20 protein-coding genes are annotated in these 24,567 nt (G+C 66.1%); 9 read left to right on the plus strand and 11 right to left on the minus strand.

Annotated features, from left to right (window positions below; all coding sequences use genetic code 11):
* Positions 1–44 precede the first annotated feature (44 nt).
* Positions 45–1,112, minus strand: coding sequence for a BMP family protein (locus SB749_RS00100; RefSeq protein ID WP_236853137.1), 1,068 nt, complete (start codon positions 1,110–1,112; stop codon positions 45–47).
* Positions 1,113–1,449: 337 nt separating this feature from the next.
* Between SB749_RS00100 and SB749_RS00105 the strand changes: the two genes are divergently transcribed.
* From SB749_RS00105 to SB749_RS00120, 4 genes are all read left to right on the plus strand, one after another.
* The gene (locus tag SB749_RS00105) at positions 1,450–3,306 is read left to right on the plus strand and encodes an ABC-F family ATP-binding cassette domain-containing protein (protein ID WP_410708416.1); all 1,857 of its coding nucleotides are present in this window, start codon (positions 1,450–1,452) and stop codon (positions 3,304–3,306) included.
* A complete protein-coding gene (locus tag SB749_RS00110; protein ID WP_410708417.1) occupies positions 3,307–3,657 on the plus strand; it encodes a TraR/DksA family transcriptional regulator in 351 nt (116 codons plus the stop codon).
* A 113-nt stretch (positions 3,658–3,770) separates the two neighbouring features.
* Complete coding sequence (locus SB749_RS00115) at positions 3,771–5,147, plus strand: acyltransferase family protein (protein ID WP_410708418.1); 1,377 nt, start codon at positions 3,771–3,773, stop codon at positions 5,145–5,147.
* A 221-nt stretch (positions 5,148–5,368) separates the two neighbouring features.
* Positions 5,369–6,418 carry a homocysteine S-methyltransferase family protein gene (locus SB749_RS00120; protein ID WP_410708419.1) on the plus strand — a complete coding sequence of 350 codons (1,050 nt, stop codon included), beginning with the start codon at positions 5,369–5,371 and terminating at the stop codon, positions 6,416–6,418.
* Positions 6,419–6,731: 313 nt separating this feature from the next.
* Here SB749_RS00120 and SB749_RS00125 read toward each other — a convergent pair whose 3' ends face one another.
* Positions 6,732–7,874 (minus strand): alanine--glyoxylate aminotransferase family protein, encoded by a 1,143-nt coding sequence (locus tag SB749_RS00125; protein ID WP_410708420.1) that lies wholly within the window; start codon positions 7,872–7,874, stop codon positions 6,732–6,734.
* A 152-nt stretch (positions 7,875–8,026) separates the two neighbouring features.
* Complete coding sequence (gene gndA, locus SB749_RS00130; protein ID WP_410708421.1) at positions 8,027–9,469, minus strand: NADP-dependent phosphogluconate dehydrogenase; 1,443 nt, start codon at positions 9,467–9,469, stop codon at positions 8,027–8,029.
* 124 nt (positions 9,470–9,593) lie between these two features.
* On the opposite strand from gndA, the gene SB749_RS00135 reads away from it, so the two are divergent.
* Positions 9,594–10,106: a gluconokinase gene (locus SB749_RS00135; RefSeq protein ID WP_410708422.1), complete on the plus strand. Its 513-nt coding sequence runs from the start codon at positions 9,594–9,596 to the stop codon at positions 10,104–10,106.
* A gap of 50 nt (positions 10,107–10,156) precedes the next feature.
* Positions 10,157–11,560: a GntP family permease gene (locus SB749_RS00140; RefSeq protein WP_410708423.1), complete on the plus strand. Its 1,404-nt coding sequence runs from the start codon at positions 10,157–10,159 to the stop codon at positions 11,558–11,560.
* 62 nt (positions 11,561–11,622) lie between these two features.
* On the opposite strand, the gene SB749_RS00145 is transcribed toward SB749_RS00140, so the two are convergent.
* Genes SB749_RS00145 through rsmA form a run of 3 tightly spaced genes read right to left on the minus strand, consistent with a single transcriptional unit; the run spans position 11,623 to position 14,269 of the window.
* Positions 11,623–12,396 (minus strand): FadR/GntR family transcriptional regulator, encoded by a 774-nt coding sequence (locus SB749_RS00145; RefSeq protein ID WP_410708424.1) that lies wholly within the window; start codon positions 12,394–12,396, stop codon positions 11,623–11,625.
* Between the two features lie 2 nt (positions 12,397–12,398).
* Entirely contained in the window at positions 12,399–13,346 is a 948-nt protein-coding gene (locus tag SB749_RS00150) for a 4-(cytidine 5'-diphospho)-2-C-methyl-D-erythritol kinase (protein ID WP_410708425.1), read from the minus strand.
* On the minus strand, positions 13,343–14,269 hold the full coding sequence (gene rsmA, locus SB749_RS00155) for a 16S rRNA (adenine(1518)-N(6)/adenine(1519)-N(6))-dimethyltransferase RsmA (protein WP_410708427.1): 927 nt from the start codon (positions 14,267–14,269) through the stop codon (positions 13,343–13,345). Before rsmA ends, SB749_RS00150 begins: the two co-directional genes overlap by 4 nt.
* Before the next feature lie 184 nt (positions 14,270–14,453).
* On the opposite strand from rsmA, the gene SB749_RS00160 reads away from it, so the two are divergent.
* The 3 genes from SB749_RS00160 (at position 14,454) to SB749_RS00170 (ending at position 17,874) form a co-directional block, all read left to right on the plus strand.
* Complete coding sequence (locus SB749_RS00160) at positions 14,454–15,671, plus strand: THUMP-like domain-containing protein (RefSeq protein ID WP_410708429.1); 1,218 nt, start codon at positions 14,454–14,456, stop codon at positions 15,669–15,671.
* Between the two features lie 46 nt (positions 15,672–15,717).
* Positions 15,718–16,551, plus strand: coding sequence for a sulfurtransferase (locus SB749_RS00165; RefSeq protein ID WP_410708430.1), 834 nt, complete (start codon positions 15,718–15,720; stop codon positions 16,549–16,551).
* A gap of 423 nt (positions 16,552–16,974) precedes the next feature.
* The gene (locus SB749_RS00170) at positions 16,975–17,874 is read left to right on the plus strand and encodes a C40 family peptidase (protein ID WP_410708431.1); all 900 of its coding nucleotides are present in this window, start codon (positions 16,975–16,977) and stop codon (positions 17,872–17,874) included.
* Between the two features lie 107 nt (positions 17,875–17,981).
* Here SB749_RS00170 and SB749_RS00175 read toward each other — a convergent pair whose 3' ends face one another.
* From SB749_RS00175 to SB749_RS00195, 5 genes are all read right to left on the minus strand, one after another.
* Entirely contained in the window at positions 17,982–19,619 is a 1,638-nt protein-coding gene (locus SB749_RS00175; RefSeq protein ID WP_410708432.1) for a glycoside hydrolase family 3 N-terminal domain-containing protein, read from the minus strand.
* 38 nt (positions 19,620–19,657) lie between these two features.
* Complete coding sequence (locus SB749_RS00180; protein WP_410708433.1) at positions 19,658–21,202, minus strand: mannitol dehydrogenase family protein; 1,545 nt, start codon at positions 21,200–21,202, stop codon at positions 19,658–19,660.
* Entirely contained in the window at positions 21,199–22,152 is a 954-nt protein-coding gene (locus SB749_RS00185) for a carbohydrate ABC transporter permease (protein ID WP_410708434.1), read from the minus strand. Before SB749_RS00185 ends, SB749_RS00180 begins: the two co-directional genes overlap by 4 nt.
* Positions 22,149–23,090, minus strand: coding sequence for a carbohydrate ABC transporter permease (locus tag SB749_RS00190; protein ID WP_410708435.1), 942 nt, complete (start codon positions 23,088–23,090; stop codon positions 22,149–22,151). Before SB749_RS00190 ends, SB749_RS00185 begins: the two co-directional genes overlap by 4 nt.
* 93 nt (positions 23,091–23,183) lie before the next feature.
* On the minus strand, positions 23,184–24,542 hold the full coding sequence (locus SB749_RS00195; RefSeq protein ID WP_410708436.1) for an ABC transporter substrate-binding protein: 1,359 nt from the start codon (positions 24,540–24,542) through the stop codon (positions 23,184–23,186).
* Positions 24,543–24,567: the final 25 nt, after the last annotated feature.

Genomic DNA, 24,567 nt, shown 5'->3' on the forward strand with positions numbered 1-24,567 from the left:
CTGCAGGGCCGAAAGAACTCGGCCCTGCAGTTTAACCGACGAGCTTACTTCGGTGTGCTCTCAGACTCGACGACCAGGCTGCCATCGACGATCTGCTTCTTCAGATCCTCGACCTTCTTCTTCACGTCCTCGGGAACCTTGTCCTCGAAGTCGTGGTACGGAGCGAGGCCCACGCCTTCGTTCTCGAGCGTGCCGACGTAGGGCTCATTGGAGAAGTTGTCCTCGGTGCCTTCCTTGATGGTGTCTTCGACGGCCTGCGAGATCTGCTTGACCACCGAGGTGAGGATGATGTCTCCGTATTCGGTCGACTCGTAGCCGTCGGAGTCGACCCACACGAGGTTGACGTCGCCGGCTTCCTTCGCGGCGGCCGCGGCACCGAGGCCGACGGGTCCGGCCACGGGCATGATCACGTCGGCGCCCTGCGAGATGAGCTGCTTGGTCAGCTCCTGGCCCTGGCCCTGGTTCTCGAAGTCACCGGAGAACGATCCGTCCTGCTTCTCCTTGTTCCAGCCCAGCAGCTTGACGTCCTTCTTGTTTTCCTCGTTGAACTTGTCCACGCCATCGGCGAAGCCGTCCATGAAGATCGTCACCGACGGAATCTGGATGCCGCCGAAGGTGCCGACCTTGCCCGACTCCGAGGTCGCGGCCGCAACATAGCCGGCCAGGTACGCGGCCTCGGCGGTGTTGAAGACGACTGCCTTGGCGTTGTCGATCGTCACCGGCTTGCCGTCGGCGTCGGAGAATGTGGAGTCGATGAGCGCGAAGTTGAGGTCCGGGTTCGCTTCGGCGGCTTCCTGGATCGTGTCCTCGAGAAGGAATCCGACGCCGAAGGTGAGGTTGCAGCCCTGCTGCACCATGTTGTCGACGTTCGGCCCGAAGTCCGCGTCGCCCTGCGATTCGGCGAGCTTCTCTTCGATGCCGAGGTTCTTCTTCGCGTTCTCCATGCCCTCGCGACCGGACTGGTTGAAGGACTGATCGTCCCAACCGCCGGAGTCGGAGACCATGCAGGCGAGGTAGTCCGAACCGGATTCGCCTCCTTCGCCTGAACCGCAGGCCGAGAGGACGAGGGCGGATGCGGCGATCATCGACACCGCTGAAGCGAGCTTCTTCACGTTTTCTCTTTTCTGATACAGACAGTGCACACGGATGAGGGCCCTGTCTGCCCCTACCGAAAATGTGAAACCACTGGACGAACTGTCATATTTTAATGAGTTTCGGTCAGTCTAATGTACCGAAGTCGTTTCAGCGGCTCCGCTAGCACCGCAATCGCGGACACCGATATGAAAAAGAAATAATCCGTCATGCGGTGGGGCTATCGGTCCGAAATGCGAACAGAAAACGCCTTGTGTTTGAGACAGAAGGACGGGGCAAACGATGCGGCCGGCGGCCAGCCGGACTGACCCGTCCGGTCACTCGTGCGAACCGCGGTGAACTAGGCTAGAGACTGCTATGGCACATCTCCTCGGGGCAGAAGCCCTCCACCTCGAATACCCCACGCGCGTCGTCTTCGACTCGGTCACTCTCGGCGTCGAGTCCGGCGACATGATCGGCATCGTCGGCCGCAACGGCGACGGCAAGTCGAGCCTGCTCGGCATGCTCGCCGGCACCATCGAACCCGATTCCGGACGCGTGACATATCGCGGCGGGCTGCGACTGGGCATGCTCGGCCAGCGCGATGACCTCGATGACGCGGCGACCGTGGGCTTCTCCGTCGTCGGTGATGCCGCCGATCACGAATGGGCCGCCGATCCGCAGGCCCGTGACATCATCTCCGGTCTCATCGCCGATCTCGATTGGGATGCGCAGATCTCCTCGCTCTCCGGCGGTCAGCGCCGCCGAGTGGCCCTGGCGGCTCTGCTCATCGGCGATTGGGACATGCTCATCCTCGACGAGCCGACGAACCACCTCGACGTCGACGGCATCGCGTGGCTGGCGAAGCATATCCGTGGCCGGTGGCCGAGGAACGCCGGAGCCCTGCTGCTGGTCACCCACGACCGATGGTTCCTCGACGAGGTGTGCACGAAGACCTGGGAGGTCCACGACCGTATCGTCGAGCCTTTCGAAGGCGGTTATGCCGCCTATGTCCTCCAGCGCGTCGAACGCGATCGAATCGCCGCCGCCACCGAGGCGAAGCGACAGAATCTCATGCGCAAGGAACTCGCGTGGCTGCGACGCGGCGCTCCCGCCCGAACGTCGAAGCCGAAGTTCCGTATCGAAGCCGCCAACCAGCTCATCGCCGATGTGCCGGAAGTGCGCAATCCGATCGAGCTGAAGAAGATGGCCACGGCCCGCCTGGGAAAGGACGTCGTCGATCTGCTCGACGTATCCAAGCACTTCGGCGAGACCACGATCCTCGAGGATGTCACGTGGCGCATCGGTCCCGGTGAGCGCACCGGGATCCTCGGCCCCAACGGTGCCGGGAAGTCGACTCTGCTCGGTCTGGTCTCGGGAGAGATCGAACCCGATGCCGGTCGGGTCAAGCGCGGCAAGACCGTACAGATCGGCGTACTCGACCAGCAGTTCAAGGATCTGGCCCGCATCGCCGAATCCCGTGTGCGCGAAGTCCTCGCCGAATCGAAGACCTCGTTCACCATCGAAGGCAAGGACTTCACTCCGGCCCAGCTGCTCGAACGTCTCGGCTTCGCGAAGGAGCACCTGTCCGCCCGGGTCAAGGAGCTCTCCGGCGGGCAGAAGCGCCGGCTCCAGCTTCTGCTGCTGCTCATGGCCGAACCCAATGTCATCATCCTCGACGAGCCGACGAATGACGTCGACTCGGACATGCTTGCGGCGATGGAGGATCTGCTCGATTCCTGGCCGGGCACCCTCATCGTCGTCTCCCACGACCGGTACCTGTTGGAGCGCGTCACCGATCAGCAGTACGCGATCCTCGACAACGGACTGCGCCATGTTCCCGGCGGCGTCGAAGAGTACCTGCAGCTGCGGGCCGAACAGGAACGTCGCGGCACTGCCGGTTCGAACGGGGCGTCAGGCGGTCCGAACGGTGCCTCGACGGGAGCCGGCGGGAACGGTGACGGTGGGGCCGCCTCGGCGAGCGAAGGATCCGCATCGGTTCCGAAACTCTCCGGTGCGGAAGCCCGGGCGGCGAAGAAGGAACTGTCGTCGATCGAGCGGCGGATGGACAAGCTGAACGCTCAGATCGGGAAGAAGCACGAGGAGATGGCCGCCCACGACCAGACCGATTTCGAGGGACTGGCCACGCTCACGGCTGCGATCCGCGAGTCCCAGGACGAACTCGACGAACTCGAGATGCGCTGGCTCGAAGCGTCCGAGGCTCTCGAGGCCTGAGTGATCGACGAAGCAACGATGCGTCAGCGGCTAGAGGATGAGCGGGCGGAGACGCAGGCGCTCATCAGCCGCCTGACTCAGGGAATCGATGAGGTCTCGGCCGCTCGCGAGGGCGACAACAGCGACGACGAACACGATCCGGAAGGGGCGACGCTCGCCTTCGAACGGTCGCAGGCCGCGACGCTGCTCGAACAGTCCGAGGACCGTCTCGAGGAGATCGCCGAGGCGGTTGACCGCCTGAACGCTGGCACGTTCGGGACCTGCATCGGCTGCGGCAGACCCATCGCCGAGGCGCGGCTGGAGGCCCGCCCCTACGCGGCGAAATGCGTGGACTGCGCCGCCCGCGGCTAGTCGTTTCCATCCCTGTTCGCACGCACGAGTGCACCGTCGCACACGACCGGGCGACCGCCTCGGCGACAGTCTGAACTTTCCCCAAATCCTGCCGGGTGCGGTAGTGTATCGGCGTGTCATCACGGGACTATCGCATCGACCGCGCCAAGGGAATACTCATCTTCCTAGTGGTTCTGGGCCACCTCCTCGCCAGGACCTCCCCATGGGAGTCGCCGATCCTGGGCGCACCGATGTACTTCATCTACATGTTCCACATGCCTGCGTTCGTCTTCCTCGCCGGCATCACGGCGAAGTCGAACAAGCTGGCCGAACGGGTTCTGACCTACTTCGTCCTCCTCGCCACGGTGCTGCCGCTCATGTGGGGGTGGATGTGGCTCTTCGGGCTCAATCCCGACTACGACTTCCTCCGGCCGTTCTGGTACACGTGGTTCCTGCTGTCGATGGCGTGGTGGATGATCACGGTCCCCTTCATCGAGCGCTTCCCGCGCACGATGCTCGTCGCTTCTCTGGTCGTCGGTCTCTTCGGCGGATTGCTGCCGGTCCTCGACACCGAACTTTCCGCGGCTCGGACGATGGCGTTCTGGCCGTTCTTCGTCATCGGCAAGCTCTACGGCAAGCAGATCATCGACTGGGCGGGCAGCCTCGCGATCTGGCAGAGACTCTGTCTCAGTGCCGCTGCCCTCGCGGCCGTCGGATATTTCTTCCTCGACCAGGTCGACTACAACTGGCTCTACGGCAGCCTCAACTTCGCCCACTTCGACGTCAGCGTTCCCGAAGGTGTGGGACTGCGACTCATCGTCGACATCGGAGCGGTGCTGCTGACGCTGGCCCTTCTGTCCTGGTTGAGCAATACGAAGGACACGATCGCGACGATCGGCAAGAACAGCCTCGCCGTCTACATCCTCCACGGATTCGTCGTCCGCGCCCTGCAGCCGGTCCTCGACGACAGCCGCAACGTCCTCCACGACGCCGTCGTCCTCCTCATCTGTGTGGCCCTGGCCGTCGTCTGGACGGGCCTGCTGGCCTGGTCGCCCTTCGAACGCGCCCTGCGCTGGTGGTCCTCGACCGTCACAGGGCTGCTGCTCAAACCGTTCCCCTTCCTCCGGCCGAAGGACTCCGACCGGCGCAGCGAGCGTGGCCGCGGCGAGCGAGGTCGTCGTGGAGATGCCGTCAGTCCCGGCGACACCTATCACCCCGGCGACACCTACAGCGAGGGCGACGGACCGGACCGGCAGGGACTCGGCCTGCAGCCCATGCCCGGAGTCGGCTACCAGCACTCCCCCGGCTACGAACAGCACCCGGGTCAGCAGCAGTCCTTCGCCTCCCCCGCGCCGGTTGCGGGCGAGCCGTATCCGCTGCCGGGTTCGCACGAGGTTCCGCAGAACAACGCCACCTACGAAACCACCCAGGAAGTTCCCGCCGGCGCCGCCCAGCGAGCAGTGCGCTACCGTCGGCTGCCGGTCTATCTCAGCGGCGACGAGCACCGCTGACGATCGGACCGCCTTGGCGGTCACTGTCCTTACCGGGCCGCAGCGGAACCCTGCGATGCAGGCTGACGATCGGGCCGCCTCGGCGTGGGCCGTGTCCTTTCGTGGCAATCAGCGTCGATTTATGTCGATGTGACGGACCTCGCTGCGCCATTTGATGGTGAGATACCCAGGGTCGGGCCGCTCCCCCGGGCTCGACCACATCATCGAATCGGAGAGCATCCATGACCGCGACCAACGCCCTGACCCAACGCCTCGACGCCGGCCCCGTGATCTGCGCGGAAGGCTTTTTGTTCGAGCTCGAGAAGCGCGGATATCTGTCCGCCGGCGAGTTCGTCCCCGAGGTGGCCCTCGAATTCCCCGACGCCCTGCGCTCCCTCCACGTCGACTTCCAGCGGGCGGGATCCGACATCGTCGAGGCCTTCACCTACAACGGACACCGCGAGAAGATGCGCGTGATCGGCAAGGAAGATCTGCTCGAACCGCTCAACCGCGCCGCCCTCCAGATCGCCCGGTCCGTCGCCGACGCCAAGCCCGGGAACTTCATGGCCGGCAACATCTCGAACTCGAACATCTGGGACCCCGCCGACGAGTCCAAGCAGGCAGAGGTGCGGGCGATGTTCGCCGAAATGGTCGCCTGGGCGGTCGAGGAAGGTGCCGACCTCATCATCGGCGAGACCTTCTACTTCGCCGGTGAGGCCATCGCCGCCGCCGAGACCGCCAAGGCCAGCGGCCTGCCCGTCGTCCTCACGCTCGCCCCGATGGCCTTCCAGGAGATGGCCGACGGGGTCGGGATCGTCGAGACCGCGCAGCGGCTCGAACAGCTCGGCGTCGACGTCGTCGGCCTCAACTGCTTCCGCGGTCCCGCCACGATGCTGCCGTGGCTGGGGGAGATCCGCGCGGCCGTGTCCTGTCACGTCGGCGCCCTGCCGATCCCCTACCGCACCACTGAGGACGAGCCGACGTTCTTCAACCTCTCCGATCCCCGCGCCGAGGTGGCCTCCCCGCACGGACGCACGTTCCCCACTGCTCTCGATCCGCTGCAGACCAACCGCTACGAGATCGGCGCGTTCGCCAAGGGGGCCTACGACCTGGGCGTCAACTACATCGGCGTGTGCTGCGGCGCGACCCCGATGCACATCCGCGAGGTCGCCGAGGCTGTCGGGCTGACCACCGATGCCAGCCGGTTCTCCGAGAACATGGCCAACCACTTCATGTACGGCAGCAACGAACGGCTTGCCGACAACGTCGTCGCCCTCGGCGACACCGCCTGAGGCTCGGGAGCATCGCTCACCGCTGGGCGAACGAGGGCGTCTGAGCGTCCCCGCCATAAGGCACTCGAGTGTTCAGAGCGTCCCTCACCCTCGGCGCCACAACATACAGTCAGCGCCATAACCCCTCGTTGCAGCGGGAGGTTATGGCGCTGACTGTATGTGCTGCGACTACCGGTAGGCAGAGACGCTAGCGGTGAGTGATGCTTCCCGGCGTTCTGCCTGTAGGCAGTGCCGGTTACGGTGCGTGATGCTCGGCAACTGCGCGACTGCGTGTGGGCAGTTGTTCTGGCCGCGCGGGGTCGCCCGTGAGCGCTCAGGCTTCTGCGGTCACGCCGATCGAGTCGAGAGCGGCCTCGAGGCGCGCGATCGTGCCGTCGATGTCGCCGAGCTTGTCGAGACCGAACAGGCCGATGCGGAAACTCGAGAAGTCCTCGGGCTCATCGCACTGCAGCGGCACGCCGGCAGCGATCTGCACACCGACTTCCTTGAAGCTGGCACCGGTCGCGAGCTTCGGGTTGTCGGTGTGGACGACGACCACGCTCGGCGAGGCGAACTCAGGCGCAGCCACCGAGGGCAGTCCGCGTTCGGCGAAGACCGCGCGCACGCGCTCTCCGAGTTCGGCCTGCGCGGCGGCGAGCTTATCGAAGCCGCGCTCCTCGCTCTCGGCCATGAGTTTGGCATTGTGCGCCAAGGCATCGGTGGGCATCGTCGCGTGGTACGGCGCACGGCCGGCTTCGTATTCGTCGGCGATGAACAGCCACTTCTTCAGATCCATCGCGAAGCTCGTCGAGGTGGAAGCCTCGACGGCGGCACGGCCGGCCTTGCTGAGCATGACGTAGCCGGCGCACGGCGATCCGCTCCACCCCTTCTGCGGAGCGGAGATGAGCACATCGACACCGAGGTCGGTCATCGACGCCCACACCGCACCCGAGGCGATGCAGTCGAGAACGAAGATTCCGCCGACCGAGTGCACAGCCTCGGCAACCTGGCGAACGTAGTCATCGCGCAGCAACATGCCCGAGGCGGTCTCGACGTGGGGAGCGAACACGACGGAGGGCTTCTCGCGCTCGATGGCGGCGACCACCTCGGCGACGGGGGCCGGCGACCACGGCGACTGGTGCTCGGAGCTGTCCGGGGAGGCCTTGAGCACGGTCGTCTCCGAGGCGATGGCTCCGGCGTCGAGGATCTGCGACCAGCGGAAGGAGAACAGACCGTTGCGCACGATCAGCGCCTTCTTGCCGGTGGCCAGCTGACGTGCCACGGACTCCATGGCGTAGCTGCCGCCGCCGGGGACGATGGCAGCGGAATCGGCATCGTAGGCCGAGCGCAGGATCCGGTTGATCTCCTGCATCACGGACACGAACCGCTGCGACATGTGGTTGAGCGATCGGTCGGTGAAGACCACCGAGTATTCGAGCAGTCCGTCTGGGTCAACATCTTCGTGTGGCAAAGTCATGGCTCTAACATATCGACAGTCCGCCATCCGGGCCACCAGAGTCGATCAGTGAGACCGCAGCGACCGTCGCCGAGGCGGCAGAAGGTCGGTTTCGCCCCGAACCGAGGCGGCCCTGTCGTTGGAGTCCCCCGTCACCGAGGCGGCCCGGTCGTTCAGAGCTCGACTTCGCTGCGATCCCCCGACCACAGGGTATGGAAGATTCCGGGACGGTCGGTGCGCGCGTAGGTGTGCGAACCGAAGCGATCGCGTTGGGCCTGGATGAGGGCGGCACTGCCCGCCTCGGTGCGCAGTCCGTCGAAGTAGGCCAGCGTCGAGGACAGTCCCGGCACGGCGATTCCGTGACCGATGGCCTCGACCACGGTCGTCCGCAGGGATTCCTGGCAGCGGTCGGCGACCTCGCGGACGAAGTCGGCGGCCAGCAGGTTCTCGGGCGGAGTCGGTACGTCGAAGGCCTCGACGATGCGATCGAGCAGGCGGGCCCTGATGATGCACCCGGCCCGCCAGATTCCGGCGAGCGCCCCGAGGTCGATGTCCCATCCGTGTTCGGCTGCCCCGACCGCGATCTCGTGGAAGCCCTGGACGTAGGCCATCACCTTGCCCAGCAGCAGGGCCTTGCCGATCTCCTCGATGCGAGCCGCACGATCGTCTGCCGACGGCGACGGCGATTCGGCGCGGTGACGGGGACCGGCCAATCGGAGTCCCTGAGCGCGCAGATCAACCGCGGATGAAAGCGAACGGGCGAAGACCGCCTCGGCGATGGTGGGCACCGGAACCCCGAGATCGAGGCCGACCTGCGCCGTCCACGCACCCGTGCCCTTGGCCTTCGCGGCATCGGCGACGATGTCGACGAACGGCCGTCCCGTCGCCTCATCGACATGGGCGAGGACGTCGGCGGTGATCTCGACGAGGTAGGACTCGAGCTCTCCGGTGTTCCAGTCGGCGAAGACTTCGGAGATCTCTGCCGGTGTCATTCCCAGGCCGTCGCGCAGGAGGGTGAAGGCCTCGCTGATGAGCTGCATATCGGCGTATTCGATGCCGTTGTGGACCATCTTGACGAAATGGCCGGCCCCGTCGGTGCCGATGTGATCGACGCAGGCTTCGTCTCCGGCCTTCGCAGCAATGGGTTCGAGCAGGGGACGCAGGCGCTGCCATGCGGTCTCCGATCCGCCGACCATGAGGGAGGGTCCGAGCAGGGCGCCGACCTCTCCCCCGGAGATGCCGACCCCGGCGAATTCGATCCCGGTGCCCTCGAGTCGGGCCCCGCGGGCGATCGTGTCCCGGAAGTGGGAGTTGCCGCCGTCGACGATGATGTCTCCGGGCGCGAACGCCTCGGCGAGATCGCCGATCGCCGCATCCGTGGCGCCTCCGGCATTGACCATGAGGATCGCCACCCGCGGTTCGTTGAGCTTTCCGGCCAGGTCGGCCGGGTCGGCGGCGACGAGGAAGTCCGCCTCAGGAAAGTCCGCAGCGAGACTCCGGGCGCGCTCGACGTCGCGGTCGTAGATGGCCACTCGGCGGCCCGATTCACGGGCGAGGTTGCGGGCGAGATTCGACCCCATCACGCCGGTTCCGATCACCGCGACATCGGCCTTCATGAGCATTCCTCTTCCCTGTGATCAGCAGTGTTGACAGTCGCTTCCCACCAGCACTACGGTGCTATAAATCTGTTTTAATAACTGATTATAGATATTTCTTCATATTTTATCGAGAGGTTCGGTAATGGGTCACAGCCCTTTCCTTCCACCGCTCGTCATCATGGGTGTCTCGGGAACCGGCAAAACCGTCCTCGGCGCACAGGTGGCGCACGCCCTCGACCGTCGATTCGTCGACGCCGACGATCTGCACTCCACGGCGAACAAAGCGAAGATGAATTCCGGGGTGCCGCTCACGGATGAGGATCGCTCCCCCTGGCTCGAGCGCGTCGCCGTCGAAGCCGCCCGGTCCCCAGCCCCGGTCATCGCGTGCTCGGCGCTCAAGCGCACCTACCGTGACCTGCTGCGCAGGGCGGCACCCTCATTGGTCTTCATCCACCTCGACGGTCCTCGCGAGGTCATCGCCGACCATCTGGCCCGACGTGACCACGAGTTCATGTCCCCGGATCTGCTCGATTCGCAGCTGGCCACCCTCGAACCTCTCGCCGCCGAGGAAGCTCATGCCACCGTCGACGTCGACCAGTCGATTCCCGAGGTTCTGGATGCCATCCTCGACTCCGTGAAGCGGCTGAACGCATGATCGTCCCGTCCACCGTCCGCCCATCCACCTGACCTCAAGGAAGAGGAACAATGAACGAACTCGAATTGGCCTGGACTCTGTCGACTCCGGCCCTGCTGGGAATCGCGGCCGCGGCCATCGCCGTGCTGCTCCTGCTCATCATCAAGGCACGCGTCCACGCCTTCATCGCCCTCGTCATCGTCTCCGTGATCACGGCGCTGGCCGCCGGCATCATGCCCGGCGACCTCATCGACGTCCTCTACGACGGCTTCGGATCCACCCTGGCCACCGTGGCCCTGCTCGTCGGGCTCGGTGCGATGCTCGGACGGATGCTCGAACTCTCCGGCGGCGCCGAGGTGCTCACCGACGCTCTCATCCGTCTTTTCGGTGAGAAACGAGCACCCTTCGCCCTCGGTGTGACCTCTCTGCTCTTCGGCTTCCCAATCTTCTTCGATGCCGGGCTCGTCGTCATGCTGCCGATCATCTTCACGATCGCACGCCGCCTCGGCGGATCTCTGCTGCTCTACGCGATGCCTGCGGCCATGGCGTTCTCCGCTATGCACATCTTCGTGCCCCCGCACCCCGGCCCGGTCGCGGCATCCGGACTGCTCGGCGCGAACGTCGGACTCGTCCTCATCTGCGGAATCATCATCGCCATCCCAGCCTGGTATCTCACCGGATACCTGTTCGGACTCATCATCGGAAAGCGCATCGACGTCGCCGTCCCCACGGTGCTCTCGGCCGGAAAGGACGACTCGTACGCCGATTTCGCCTCACGTCCGAAACTCGGCCACGTCATCTTCCTCCTCGTCCTGCCGCTCGTGCTCATCTTCTTCAACACCGGACTGAACTTCGCTGGTGAGGCCGGGTGGGTCGATATCGAATCGGTGTTCATCAGCTCCCTGCGGCTGCTCGGCGAGACCCCGATCGCCCTGCTCATCACCGTCGTCATCGCCATGTGGCTGCTCGGGTGGAAGCAGAGGAAGGACCATTCGCTCATCGAGTCCGTCGTCGACTCAGCCCTCGGCCCGGTGTGCTCGATCATCCTCATCACCGGTGCCGGCGGAATGTTCGGCGGAGTGCTGCGCGCCAGCGGCATCGGCGATTCCCTCGCCGATTCACTGTCCGCCCTCGGCCTGCCCGTCATCGTCGCCGGCTTCGTCATCGCCGCGATCGTGCGCATCGCACAGGGTTCGGCCACCGTGGCGCTGACGACAGCGGCGGCGCTCGTCCAGCCCATCGTCGTCGGCAACCCGGACTTCTCGAGCCTGCAGGTCGTGGCGATCGTGCTGTCGCTGGCCGCCGGTTCGGTCTTCGCCAGCCACGTCAACGATTCCGGCTTCTGGCTGGTCTCCCGCTTCTTCGGTATGGATACGAAGACGACGCTGAAGACCTGGACCGTCGCCGAGACGCTGCTCGGAACCGTTGGATTCCTCCTCAGCCTCGCCCTCTACGGAGTCGTCAGCCTGTTCTGAAGCCGGTGTTCAGCCGCCCGGGTGCCTGAGTGCTCAGCCGCCCGGGCGCCTCGGCACCTTCGTCAATTGCTGGGGTGCCGGGGTTCGTCGGCCCAGACGCTGCCCATCTCCGCATCGGCCTTGGCCACGATCTTCGTCATCGCGTCCTTCGCCCGGGTCGGGTCCTGTCCGCCGATGGCATCGGCGACGTCGAAGTGCCATTGCAGGGCATCCGGGTGCGGGAACTTCGGCATCAGTCCCGCTCCGGTGCGACCGGCGAGGATCTCACCGATGACGGTGTCGAAGGCGGCGAAGAGCTCGTTGCCTCCGGCGCCGAGCACTGCGCGGTGGAATTCCACATCGGCTTCGAGGAACGCTTCGACATCGCCCTGCCTGCCCGATGCTCGCATGCGGGCGGCCAGGCCCATGATCTCCTCGGCCACTTCCGCCGGGGCGTGCTGGGCGGCCAGTCCGGCTGCTTCGGGTTCGATGGCCACTCGCAGTTCCGTCAGCGACCGCAGCTGCCTGGCCGGAGCCTCGGTCATCCTCCAGCGGATGACGAGCGGATCGAGCAGCATCCATTCGCTCATCGCGAGCACGACGAGACCGACTCGACGGATCGGCTGCAGCATGCCGAGGGATTCGAGGACTCGGACGACTTCGCGCACCACCGACAGCGACACGTCGTAGCGGGCCCGCAGATCCTCGGCCTTGATGATCGTCCCGGCGGCGAGCCGTCCGGCGACGATGTCCTGTCCGACCTGGTCGCGCAGCGTCTCATGGAGGTTGCCGCGGTTCTCTGCGCCCGATTTCGGACTGGCGGCCGCCTCGGCGGGGGTGTGATTCTCCTCGACCACGGTCAGCTGCCGTCCACGATATGTGCTCCGGGGGCGGGGCCGGTGGTGCGCAGCGCTTCGTTGACGCCTCGTGTGGCCTGCAGGAGCACGGCGAGGTCGAGGGCGTGGTGGGCGTCGCGGGCGAGGAAGCCGATCGTCGGCCCTGACCCGCTGAGCAGGGGCAGGACGGCTCCGGCCTCCCGGCCGGCCTCCATCACCTCGGCGATTTCGGGCATGAAGGACACGGCCGCCTCGGTGAGGTCGTTCGCCGCGGATTCCGCGAGCGCGTCCGGTTCGCCGGCGGCAAGCGCCGTGAGCACCTGATCGGGGACGGTCGCGGGTGCCGGTTCGGGGTTGAGTTCGTCGAAACGGGCGTAGACGTCCGGGGTGGGCAGGGGCGACGCCGAGGTGGCCATCACCCAGTGGAAGGTTCCGCGGGTGAGCACGGGGCTCAGCTTCTCCCCGCGACCGTGGCCGATGGCCGTGCCCCCGCGCAGGAGGAATGCGACGTCGGCTCCGACGGCGACCGCGCATTCGTGGAGGATCGTCTCATCGACTCCGCCGACGAGGTGGGCGGCTCCGACGAGGGCGGCTGCCGCGTCGGCCGATCCCCCGCCCATTCCGCCGGCCACGGGCACCTGCTTGTCGATGACGATGTCGAGGTCGCGCAGCACGTCGACGTCACGGTCGCCTTCGAGGGCGGCGATGAGGAGGTCGACGGCGCGTCTGGCGAAGTTCGAGTCATCATGTGGGACCGCGGCATCTGCGTAGCGGCCCTGGACGATGATCGTTCGTGTCCCGCCCGGAATGAGGGTGAGGGTCTCGCCGAGGTTGAGCGCTTGGAATACGGTCGCGAGCTCGTGATATCCGTCGTTCGCCGCACCCACACCGAGGTGGATGTTGATCTTGCCCGGCGCCTGTACTCTCACCGGGGCCGGGATCGTCGTGCGCGGGTGCAGCGGGGTGGTCATGGCGAGGGGTCCTCGCTCGGCGCGGCCGGTGCTGCGGCATCACCGTCGACGGCGGCGAGGCGTTCGAAGTCGGCGACGGTGAGTGCCTCACCGCGGGTCTTCGGGTCGATTCCGGCCGCCGTCAGCAGGTCTTCGGACTGCTGGGGGCTGCCGGCCCATCCGGACAGGGCTGCGCGCAGGGTCTTGCGGCGCTGGGCGAAGGCGGCGTCGATGAGGGTGAAGAGGCGGCTGCGCACGGCCGGGTCGCGGTCGGTGCGAGTGACGTCGATGCGGACGAGTCCGGAGTCGATGTTCGGGGCCGGCCAGAACACATTCTTGCCGATCTTGCCCGCCAGCTGCACGTCCCCGTACCACTGGGCCTTGACGCTGGGGACGCCGTAGGTGCGGGAGCCGGGAGCGGCGGCGAGGCGTTCGGCGACTTCGAGCTGGACCATGACGAGGACGGTGGTCAGGCTCGGGAAGGTCTCGAGGAAGTGCAGCAGCACGGGCACGGCCACGTTGTAGGGCAGGTTCGCCACGAGGGCGTCGGGTCGGTTCTCGCCGGCATCGGGCTTGTCGGTCGCGGGTTCGGTGGTGTGCTGCGGTTCTGGCAGCGTCGTGACGCGGAGTGCATCGGCGTTGACCAGCTGGAACGGGGCTTCACTGCCGGCGAACCTGTCGACGGTGCTCGGCAGCTTCTGCGCGAGCAGTTCGTCGATCTCGACCGCGGTGACCCTGTGACCTGCTTCGAGCAGGCCGAGGGTGAGCGAACCGAGTCCCGGACCGATTTCGACGACGTTCGAGTTCTCTTCGAGACCTGCGGCGGTGACGATCGAGCGCACGGTATTGGGGTCGATGACGAAGTTCTGGCCCTTCTGCTTCGTTGGGCGCAGATCGATGTCAGCGGCTAATTCGCGGATATCGCGGGCGGTCAATAACGTCACAGCCAACAACTTACCGCACCGCTCGGCTCGCACAATCACCGCAGCCGCGCGGCGGTTCGGCCGGGCCGTTGCGGTGAGGGCAGAGGGCGCGAACCCCGGCGAAGCGCGGACGGCGTGGGCACGGCTGCGGTGGGCCGCCTCGGCGAGGGGATCGCTCCACTGCGCAGACGATAGGGTGAAGCCTATGGATCCGCAGACACTGACCGAACTGCTCGACGTCGCCGTCCTCGAACGTCTCGACCGCATCGACGACCTCGCAGGCGATGAGCTCGCCCGATCCACGGCTCTGCGCAAGGAGGGCTACTCCGCCGAAGTGACCGCGGCCCTGCTCACTCAGGCTCGGCTGCGGCAGGAGGCGGCAGCGAAGCTCGGTCCCTTCGCCGAGGATATGCTCTTCACCCGTGACGGGCTGGCCCAGGCCACGCGGCTGCCGGTCGCCGCTCATCATGCGCGTCGCCTCATCGGCGACGTGGCCGAGGGCGAGTCGTTCCGCATCGCCGATCTCGGATGCGGGATCGGCGCGGACTCGGTCGCCTTCGCCGGAATGGGCGCGCAGGTCTCGGCTGTCGACGCCGACGAAGTCACCGCCGCCATCGCCGCCTTCAACCTCCGTCATCTGCCCGATGCCGCGGTCGAACACGCTCGCGCCGAGGATGTCGACCTGGATGGATTCGATGCCCTCTGGTTCGATCCGGCCCGGCGGACCATCGGCAAGGCCGACAAGCGCGGATCGACGTCCCGCATCACCGACCCCGAGGCGTTCTCCCCCTCTCTGTCGTGGGTGATCGAGCAGGCGGGTGCGGCGAAGGCGGCCGGGGTGAAGCTCGGCCCGGCACTCGACCACGACCTCGTCCCCGAGGACGCCGAAGCCCAGTGGGTCTCCCACAACGGCGAGGTCGTCGAGGTCTGCCTCTACTTCGGTGCCGCCAGGCAGCGCCCCGGCCGCGGCGCCCTCGTCATGGGCGAACGCACCCTCCTCGTCCACGAGGACAACTTGCCCGACGAGGACGAGGCGGACATCGGGGAGCTCGGGAAGTATCTGCTCGAGCCCGATGGTGCGATCGTGCGCGCCGGACTCGTTGCCGCTTTGTGCGCACCGCTGCAGGCGCGCCGGCTGCACCCGAAGATCGCGTATCTGACCACCGATGTCGAACCGAACGGCCCGGCCGCCGCAGGTGTCACCGCCTACGAGGTGATCGACGTTCTGCCCGCGAAGGTTCCGAGCCTGCGCAAGGAGCTCGTCTCCCGCGGAATCGGTTCGGTCGTGATCAAGAAACGCGGTGCCGACATCGTTCCCGACCAGGTCCGCCGCCAACTCAAACTGCCCACGGGCGACAAAGCCACGCTCGTGTTCACTCGCCTCGGCGAGAAGCACGTCGTGCTGCTCACCCAACCGGTGTGAGCCTGTCTACCTGCCCGTGAAGATATCTGCCCCAAAGGAGATCGAATTGACCCGCTCCGACGTTCTCATCAGCGCCGATGAACTGCTCACCCGAATGGCCGATTCCCCGGCGCCGAGGCTGCTCGACGTCCGCTGGACCCTGCCGAAACCCGATGGACGCGACGACTTCGCCGCCGGACACATCCCCGGTGCCCTCTACGTCGACCTCGACACCGAGCTCGCCGACCACGGCAGCACCGATCCGACGGCCGGCCGCCACCCGCTGCCGAGCCCCGACGCCTTCCAGGAGACGGTTCGCTCCTGGGGCATCAACGAAGGCACCGAGGTCGTGGTCTATGACGACAACTCCTCGCTCGGCGCGGCCCGGGCCTGGTGGCTGCTGCGCTGGGCCGGGTTGAGCGCACGAGTCCTCGACGGCGGACTCGCCGCATTCCGTGACGCCGGCGGGACGCTCGAAACCGGCGACTCCCCCGAGGTCACACCGAGTGCCGTGGAGATCAGCCCGGGTCGACTGCCTGTCATCGACGCCGAGGCGGCAGCCGGCTTCGATGGAGTCCTGCTCGACGCCCGCGCCGGTGAGCGCTTCCGCGGAGAGACCGAACCGCTCGATCCGCAAGCCGGTCACATTCCCGGGGCGAAGAGCGCTCCGGCCACGGACAACGTCCCCGCGGGGACGTTCCTACCCGAAGCGCTGCTGCGCGAACGCTTCGACGACCTGGGTGCCCTCGATGGTCCCGTCGGCGTGTACTGCGGTTCGGGAGTGACCGCCTGCCACAACGCTCTTGCGCTGGCGACCCTGGGCGTCGAGGCCAGCCTCTACCCCGCGAGCTGGTCCGGTTGGTCATCCGATCCGGACCGACCGGTCGAGACCGGCGCCTGAAGCTCAGCCACCATCGCCCGCGCACGTGGTCACCCCCGCACGTGGTCACCACTGCACGTCGTGACTGTTGCACGTGGTGACCGTTGCACGCGCGCGATTGCCCGCGCCGACGGCATTCTCCGGCATTCCTGGGTCGATCCACGGTGGTTTGAGCGTGGAAAACGCCGCGGATCGACCCAAGAATCACACTTCGCGAATGTCACGAAACGTTATTCAAGGCTGAGACTGCGCGCTGAATCACAGACGCAATTGGGCGGAACCGTGGCCCTCCACCAGCCATTCCTGTCAGACCCAGCCCTCTGACCAGCAATTTTGCTCTCGAATCTGCCTGCGAATCCTTTTGTAACAAAAACGTGACAGAAGATCACGAATTCGTTACAGTGGAGGACATCGTCACACTCAGACAGGCAACGAGAGGAAATCGTGGCATCTAAGCAGCACGGCCGCCGCGCCGCGAACGCCAAGGCCAAGACACCACTGACCGAGCTGAGCGAACTGCTCGCAGCGAACTCCGGCGCATTCGGTCGCCGTGCCGCAGTCGTCGCCGCCAGCGGCGGACTGCTCACCGCAGCGGTTCTCCCCGCCGCCGGGCAGGGAGCCGACGACGAGGCGAAGGTCGCAGCCGAGTCCGAGAAGCAGGCACCGGTCGAGTTCAAGAACCAGACGCCGACCATCGATGCCGGCGGTGCCTCGAAGAAGGGCGAGCAGGAGGCTGAGGTCACCGTCGACACGGACCTCGTCACCGCCGAGGCCGCCCCCAAGCCGAAGCCCAAACCGAAGCCGAAGCCTGAGCCGAAGGAAGAGCCGGAGGAGACCGTCGCAGAGCCGGCGCCTGCCGAGGAGCCGAAGGAAGAGCCGAGCGAGAACTCCGACGACGATTCCGCCGGCACCGGCGACGAGGGCTCCGATTCGGGCGACGACAAGAGCAAGGACGACGGCGCGGATTCGGGCTCCGGGGACGTCAAGGTCCCGGACGGGTCGAAGGCCGAGCAGGTCATCGCCATCGCGAAGCAGTACGTCGGAACGCCCTACGTGATGGGTGGGACTTCACCCAGCGGCTGGGACTGCTCCGGCTACACCTCATTCGTCTACGGCAAGGTGGGCGTGGATCTTCCGCGCACGTCGTCGGCACAGAAGGGCGCCGGGCAGATCGTCTCGGCGTCCGAGGCGAAGGCCGGAGATATCATCTGGTCGCCGGGCCACGTCGGCATCTACGCCGGCGACGGCATGATGTATGACGCTGGCAACACACGAGTGAATACCAGCTACCGCAGCGTCGATTGGATGACCCAGCAGGGCGCCCAGTACATCCGCGTGCTCTGAGCCCCACCCCGGAACCGAACACACAGAGATCCCCTCGTCGGCACAGTGCTGGCGAGGGGATCACTTATGTGCGCCGCTCGTTCACGACCATGAGCGCAGCCTGCTGATCACCCGCAGTCGGGAGCTTTGTCGCTGCCGTCGTATTCGGCAGGCAGCTGACCCGATGCCTCGAGGTCGCCTTTCAGCCACTTCGCGACGGCCCGCAGCGCGTATGGGTTCGAGTCGTACGCGGTCACGGCGGACTTCGCCGCGGTGCTGCGCATCGTCCACGGAGCAGCGGTGCCTACGGCCACCTCGGCGGAGGTCGACGGGCTCAGGCTCACCGACGTTCCACCGGATCCGACGGTGAGGTCCTCGGCCTCGGCTGCTTCCTTCAGTGCCGCCTTCTCCTTGTCGCTGCCGCCGACGATCGAGATCGAATCGGTCCCGGTGAAGGAGCATTCGCCCTTGAGTACGGTGAGGGACTGATCGGCGACTTCGGTGAGGACCTTCTTCGGATCCTTCGCATCCGAGTCCCCGGCCTGCACGCTCTTCTGGGCTTCGGCGGTGGCCAGCTGTGCGGCGACGACGCGTTCGGACTTCTCGACGAGGTCCTTCTTCTCAAGCGTCCCGTCCCCCATCGCCTTGACGATCGCCTTCTGCGCGGCTGCCGAATCCGGGGGCATGAGGGCGATATCGGCTCCAGCGGCGAGCGCCTTGACCGTCTCTCCGCCCTTGAGGTTCTGCGGCACGGCTTTCATGTTCAGCGCGTCCGTGGTGATGACACCGTCGTAGTCGAGGGTCTCGCGCAGCGCAGAGTACGCCTTCTTGTTCAGGGTCGCGGGCGTCGTCTTCGCATCGGGCAGCCCGATATGACCCATCATCACCATCGGCACCCCGGCCTTGACCGCGGACTTGAACGGCAGGAGATCCGTGTCCTCCATCTCCTCGATCGACTTCTCCGACACCGGCAGGCTCTCGTGCGAATCCACGCCGAGGCGGCCGTGCCCCGGGAAATGCTTCGCCGAGCTCGACACTCCACCGGACCGGTACCCCTCGACGGCGTCGGCGACGACCTCGGCGACATCCTCGTGGTCGGTGCCGCCCGAGCGGACGTTGATCGCTTTGTCCTTCGGCCCGACCGTGACGTCGGAGTCCGGAGCGAAATCGATGGTGAAGCCCAGATCGGTGAGGTTCTGCCCCTGCACGGTCGTGGCCTCGGTGATGAGGTCGGAATCGTCGGTCGCGGCCAGGCCCATGAGCGGCGGGAACGGCAGCGCTGCTGTGCCGAGGCGTGACACCGGGCCGCCTTCCTGGTCGACGCCGATCGACACTGGCTGGCCCTTCGTCCGCGCCCCGGAGATCTGCTCAGTCAGTTCCGTGACCTGGTCCTTCGTCGGGTTCTCCTGCAGGTTGTAGCCCATGACGATGACCCCGCCGAGGTGGTTCTGCTTGATCATGTCCACCGGGGTCTGCGTGTCGGTGCCTTCCCAGGTGCCCATGATGAGGGACCCGGCCAGTTCCTCGTCGGAGAAGTCTCCGACGATGTCCGCGGCCTCGTCCTTGAAGTCGGCCGGATCGGCGTCGGCGGGGTTGTCCAGGGAGGATTCGGTCTGGGCTTCGGACTGCGCTTGGGTCTGAGAACCCGAATCGGCAGAGGACTTCTGTCCGGCCGTGGAGGATTCGGGGGCTGACGCTCCGCCGGAACAGCCGACGAGCGCGAGAGTCGTGGTCAGGGCCAGGAGGCTCAGGCGAGAACGCAACATGTCTCCATGCTAGACGTTCCCGCCTGCTCGCCGCCTGTTCACAGTTCTTCGTGGGCGGCCAGGCGGCGGGCGGTCTCTTTCGCTCCCCGTTCGTGCAGCGATGTCAGTGCCTTGAGATACGGTTCGGTGAACCTCGGCTCCTCGGCCAGCGGCCCGAAGAACTGTTCCTGCCGGACGAAGGCCAGCGGGTCCCCTCCCTGTGTCGCGGCAACCGCCTGCAGTTCGTCGGCATAGCGGTCGACGATGGTGAACCGACCGCCGGTCTCGTCATGCCCTTCGGCATACCGGGCCCACGAGGCGCAGATCGCCGCGGCCACCTCGATCGGGTGGCCCGAGGCGAGGTTGTCCTTGACGACCGGCAGCAGCCATTTGGGGATCCGGTCGGACGACTCTGCGCCGAGGCGGGCGAGGGTGTCGCGGATCTCCGGGTTGCTGAAGCGTTCGATGAGCGAGTCCTTGTAGGCGTCCAGGTCGATTCCGGGCAGCGGTGCCAGGCTCGGTGTGCCCTCTTCGTCCATGTATCGGCGCAGGTAGACGGGGATGTCCGGGTTCGCCATCGCCTCATGGGCGAAGGTGTATCCGCCGAGGAGACCGAAGTACGCGAGCCCCTGATGCCCGGAGTTGAGCAGTCGCAGCTTCATATGCTCGTAGGGCTGCACATCGTCGACGACCTGGACCCCGGCCTCTTCATAGGGAGGACGGCCAGAGGTGAAATCGTCCTCGAGCACCCATTGGAAGAAGGGCTCGGCGACGACCGGCCAGGCATCGGTGACGCCTGTGTCGGCGAGCAGGTCGGCTCGGTCGCCGTCGGTGGTGGCCGGGGTGATGCGGTCGACCATCGAGTTCGGGAACGCCACTGATTCGGCGATCCACTCGGCAAGCTCGGCATCGACGAGGCGAGCGAAGGCAGAGAACATCTTCGCCGCCACATCGCCGTTCTCGGAGATGTTGTCGCACGACTGCACGGTGAACGGTGCGACTCCTGCCTCACGTCGTGCGCGGAGAGCGGAGACGACATAGCCGAAGACGGTGGCCGGCAGCTCCCCTGCCCTCACGGCTTCGACATCGGCTGCGATCGTCGGCTCGTCGGTGATGAACTCTCCGGTGATGGGGTTGACGTTGTATCCGCCCTCGGTGACGGTCAAGGAGACGATCCGGATCGCCTCATCGGTGAGCAGGTCGAGCAGTCCGGCGGGGTCGTCGGGTCCGAACCGGTAGTCGATGATCGACCCGATCACCCGACGCTCCTTGGTTCCATCGGCGTGTTTGAGGGTCAGCGTGTACAGGTGGTCCTGGTCGGCGAGAGCATCGCGCATGGCCACGTCGTGGGGCAGCACTCCGGCCCCGATGATCCCCCAGTCGCTGGCGAGCCCAGCCTCAAGCAGGTCGTCGAGGACCATCGCCATGTGCGCGCGGTGGAATCCGCCCACTCCGAAGTGGACGATGCCGGGGCTCACGGCCGACCGGTCATAGGAGGGGACGGCGATGCCGTGGTCGGCCACCTCGGCGAGGCTCTCCGTCGTCAGGGCCAAGGAGGTCCCGCCTCGGCGAGGATCGGACGGTGCGGTGTGTGGTGCGGTCATTTGACGGCTCCCATGGACAGGCCCTGGACGAGTTTGTCCTGGGCGGCGATTCCGGCCACGAGCACGGGCACAGAGATGATGAGCGACGCCGCGCACACCTGCGACAGGAACAGTCCCTGGGAGGTGACGAAGCTGGTGAGGAACACGGGGGCCGTCGACGCCGCCGTGGAGGTGAGCACGGTGGCGAAGAGGAGTTCGTTCCACGAGAAGATGAAGCAGATCAGGGCGGTCGCGGCCAGTCCGGGCGCGGTCAGCGGCAGCAGGATCTGCATGAACACACGCGGCAGGCGGGCGCCGTCGAGTTCGGCGGCTTCGAGGACCTCGACGGGCACCTCGGCGAGGAACGAGCGCATCATCCACACCGCGATCGGCATGTTCATCGCCGAGTAGATGATGATGAGCAGCAGCCAGGTGTCGAGGATGCCGAAGGATTTCGCGACGAGGTAGACGGGAAGAAGGCCTGCGACCATCGGCAGCATCTTCGTCGACAGCAGGAAGAACAGCACGTCCGACCAGCGTTCGATGCGGCGGATCGCCAGTGAATATGCGGCCATCGTGGAGAGGACGAGGACGATGAGGGTCGAGACGATCGCCGCGACCGCGGAGTTGATGAGGAACGGCCATGGGTTCGCGCCGTTGCCGCCGCCGAAGAAGTTGACGAAGGACTCCAGCGTCAGCGGAGCGAAATAGCTCGGCGGGTTCGTCGAGGCGTCGGTCTCCGCGTGCAGGCTGGTCAGCAGCATCCACAGCAGGGGTGAGACGAACAGGAGTCCGACGAACCAGGCCAACAGGCCGAGCAGGATCTTGCCCGCCCGCCCCTGGCCGGGCCGCCTCGGTGCGTTCGCCTTTCGCCGAGGCGGCTGTGCGGATCCGGGTCCGCCCGGTTCGGTCGGGGTGGGGGTCACCCCGGGTGCGGGGTGGGCGTCGACGGTGAGGTCGGGGGTGCTCATGAGTTCTCCTCCTTGAGCAGGGTCGATGCGGTGCGCAGGGCGAAGGTCGCGGTGATGAGGGAGGCGATGACGACGATGACGCCGACCGCGGAGGCGACTCCGTAGTCCTGAGCGACGAAGAACTCCTGGTAGATGACGTACGGCAGGGTGGCGGTGCCGAGTCCTCCGGAGGTCATGGTGAAGACCATGTCGAAGTTCTGGACGATGTAGATGGTGCCCAGCAGTGCGGCGAGTTCGATGTATCGGCGCAGGTGGGGCAGGGTGATGAAGCGGAAGGTCTGCCAGGGTCCGGCGCCGTCGACGAGGGCCGCCTCGTAGACGTCCATGGGTCGTGACTGCAGTCCGGCGAGCATGATGAGCATCATGAACGGCGTCCACTGCCAGACGAGGACGATCCCGATGCCCAGCAGCGGGTTCGAGGTCATGAGGTCCGGCTGCGGGGCGTTCTCCCCGAACACGGTGGTCAGCAGTCCGTTGATGAGGCCGTACGAGGGGTTGAAGATCGCGTGCTTGAACAGCAGCGCGGCGGCGACGGGGACGACGAGGAACGGGGTGATCATCAGGGTGCGGACGAGACCGCGGCCGATGAACTTCCGATCGAGCAGCAGGGCGATGCCCAGGCCCAGCAGAGCCGAGGCCAGCACGACGCCGACGGTGAGCCCGACCGTGACGAACACGGCCTTGAGCAGGTTCGCATCGGTGAAGACGGTGACATAGTTCTGCAGCGTCCCGAAGCTGATGTCATCGGGGTAGGCGGCGTTCCAGTTCATGAACGAGATGATGATCGTGATCGCGAACGGGATCTGAGTGACGAGGATGACGAAGATCAGCGCCGGCAGCATGGGCGCGCGTTTGAGCCATCGGTCCTTGGCACGGGGTTTCGGCGGCGTGATCGGCTGCGATGCACGCTCGGCGGCTGGAGCTGACACTTCGAACATCCTTCGTCAGGTGGGTGGTGCGGTCAGGCGATGGTGCGGACGGGCCGGGGCCGCCTCGGGGAGGGCGATCGTCACCCGCCCCGAGGCGATCGGTCACTTCTTGTATTTGTCTCCGACCTTCTCGGCTTCCTTCTGGCCCTTCTCCAGGGCCGCATCGGCCGAGGTGCGACCGGCGATGGCGGAGCTGACGTCTTCGGAGATGCCCGTGGCGAGGTCCGCGAATTCGGGGATCGTCACGAACTGGACTCCCAGCGTCGGCCGCGGCTGGACTCCGGGGCTGACCGGATCGGCCGAGTTGATGGCGTCCTCGGTCTGCTGGTAGAAGGGCTTCGCGGCCTTCTGGTACTCGGGATTCTCATAGGTCGAGGTCCGCTTGCCCGCCGGCACGTGCTGCCAGCCGAGCTCTTCGGCGACGGTCTCCTCGTAGTCCTTCGACGAGGCCCAGGCGACGAACTGCTTCGCCGCGTCCTGGTTCTTGCCTGCGGCCTGGATGCCCCATGCCCAGGTGTAGAGCCAGGAGCTCGACTCCGTCTCCTTCACAGGCGCCGCGACGTAGCCGATCTTGCCCTTGACGGGAGAGTCATCGGCCTCGAGGGTTCCGGTGGCGGCCGTCGAGTCGTACCACATGGCGACTTTGCCCTGCTGCAGATTGGTCAGGCACTCGGTGTAGCCGGCCTGCGGGGCACCGGATTCGCCGTGGTCCTTGATGAGGTCGACGTAGAAGTTCGTGGCTTCCTTGAATTCCTTGGAATCGACCTGCGCGTTCCAGTCTTCGTCGAACCAGGTTCCGCCGAAGGTGTTGACCACGGTCGTCAGCGGGGCGAACATCTCGCCCCAGCCGGGCAGTCCGCGCAGGCATATGCCCTTCGTGCCCTTCTCGGCACCGTCGACCTTCGCCGCGAGCTTCGCGACTTCGTCCCAGGTCGGCTTCTCCGGCATCTCCACGCCGGCCTTGTCGAAGATGTCCGTGCGGTACATGAGGAACGAGCCCTCACCGTAGAACGGCTCACCATAGACCTGGTCGTCGACCGTCATCGACTCGGCCATCGGCGCGAGGATGTCGTCCTGGTCGAAGCCCTCGGCATCGACGACGCCGTCGTCCATGGGCGTCAGCCACTTGTTCTTCGCGTAGGTCGGGATCTCGTAGTTCGACATCGAGGCGACGTCGTAGTTGCCGGCCTGAGCGGCGAACTCCTGGCCGATCTTCGCCCGCACTTCGTTCTCCGGCAGCACGGTGTAGTTGACCTCGATGCCAGTTTCCTTGGTGAAGTGGTCGGCCGTGAGCTTCTGCAGGTCCTGCATCTGCGGGTTGTTGACCATGAGGACGTTGACTTCGTCGCCGCCGCCCCCGGCCGAGCTGCCGCCGGCACCACCACAGCCGGACAATGCCAGTGCTCCCACCATGCCGATGGCCGCCCAGGTGGCTCTCCGGCCCGTGATCAGGTGTTTCATCGTTGCGCCTTCCCTCGTCCTTGCG

Source organism: Brevibacterium sp. SIMBA_078 (assembly GCF_046534565.1).
Lineage (GTDB): Bacteria > Actinomycetota > Actinomycetes > Actinomycetales > Brevibacteriaceae > Brevibacterium.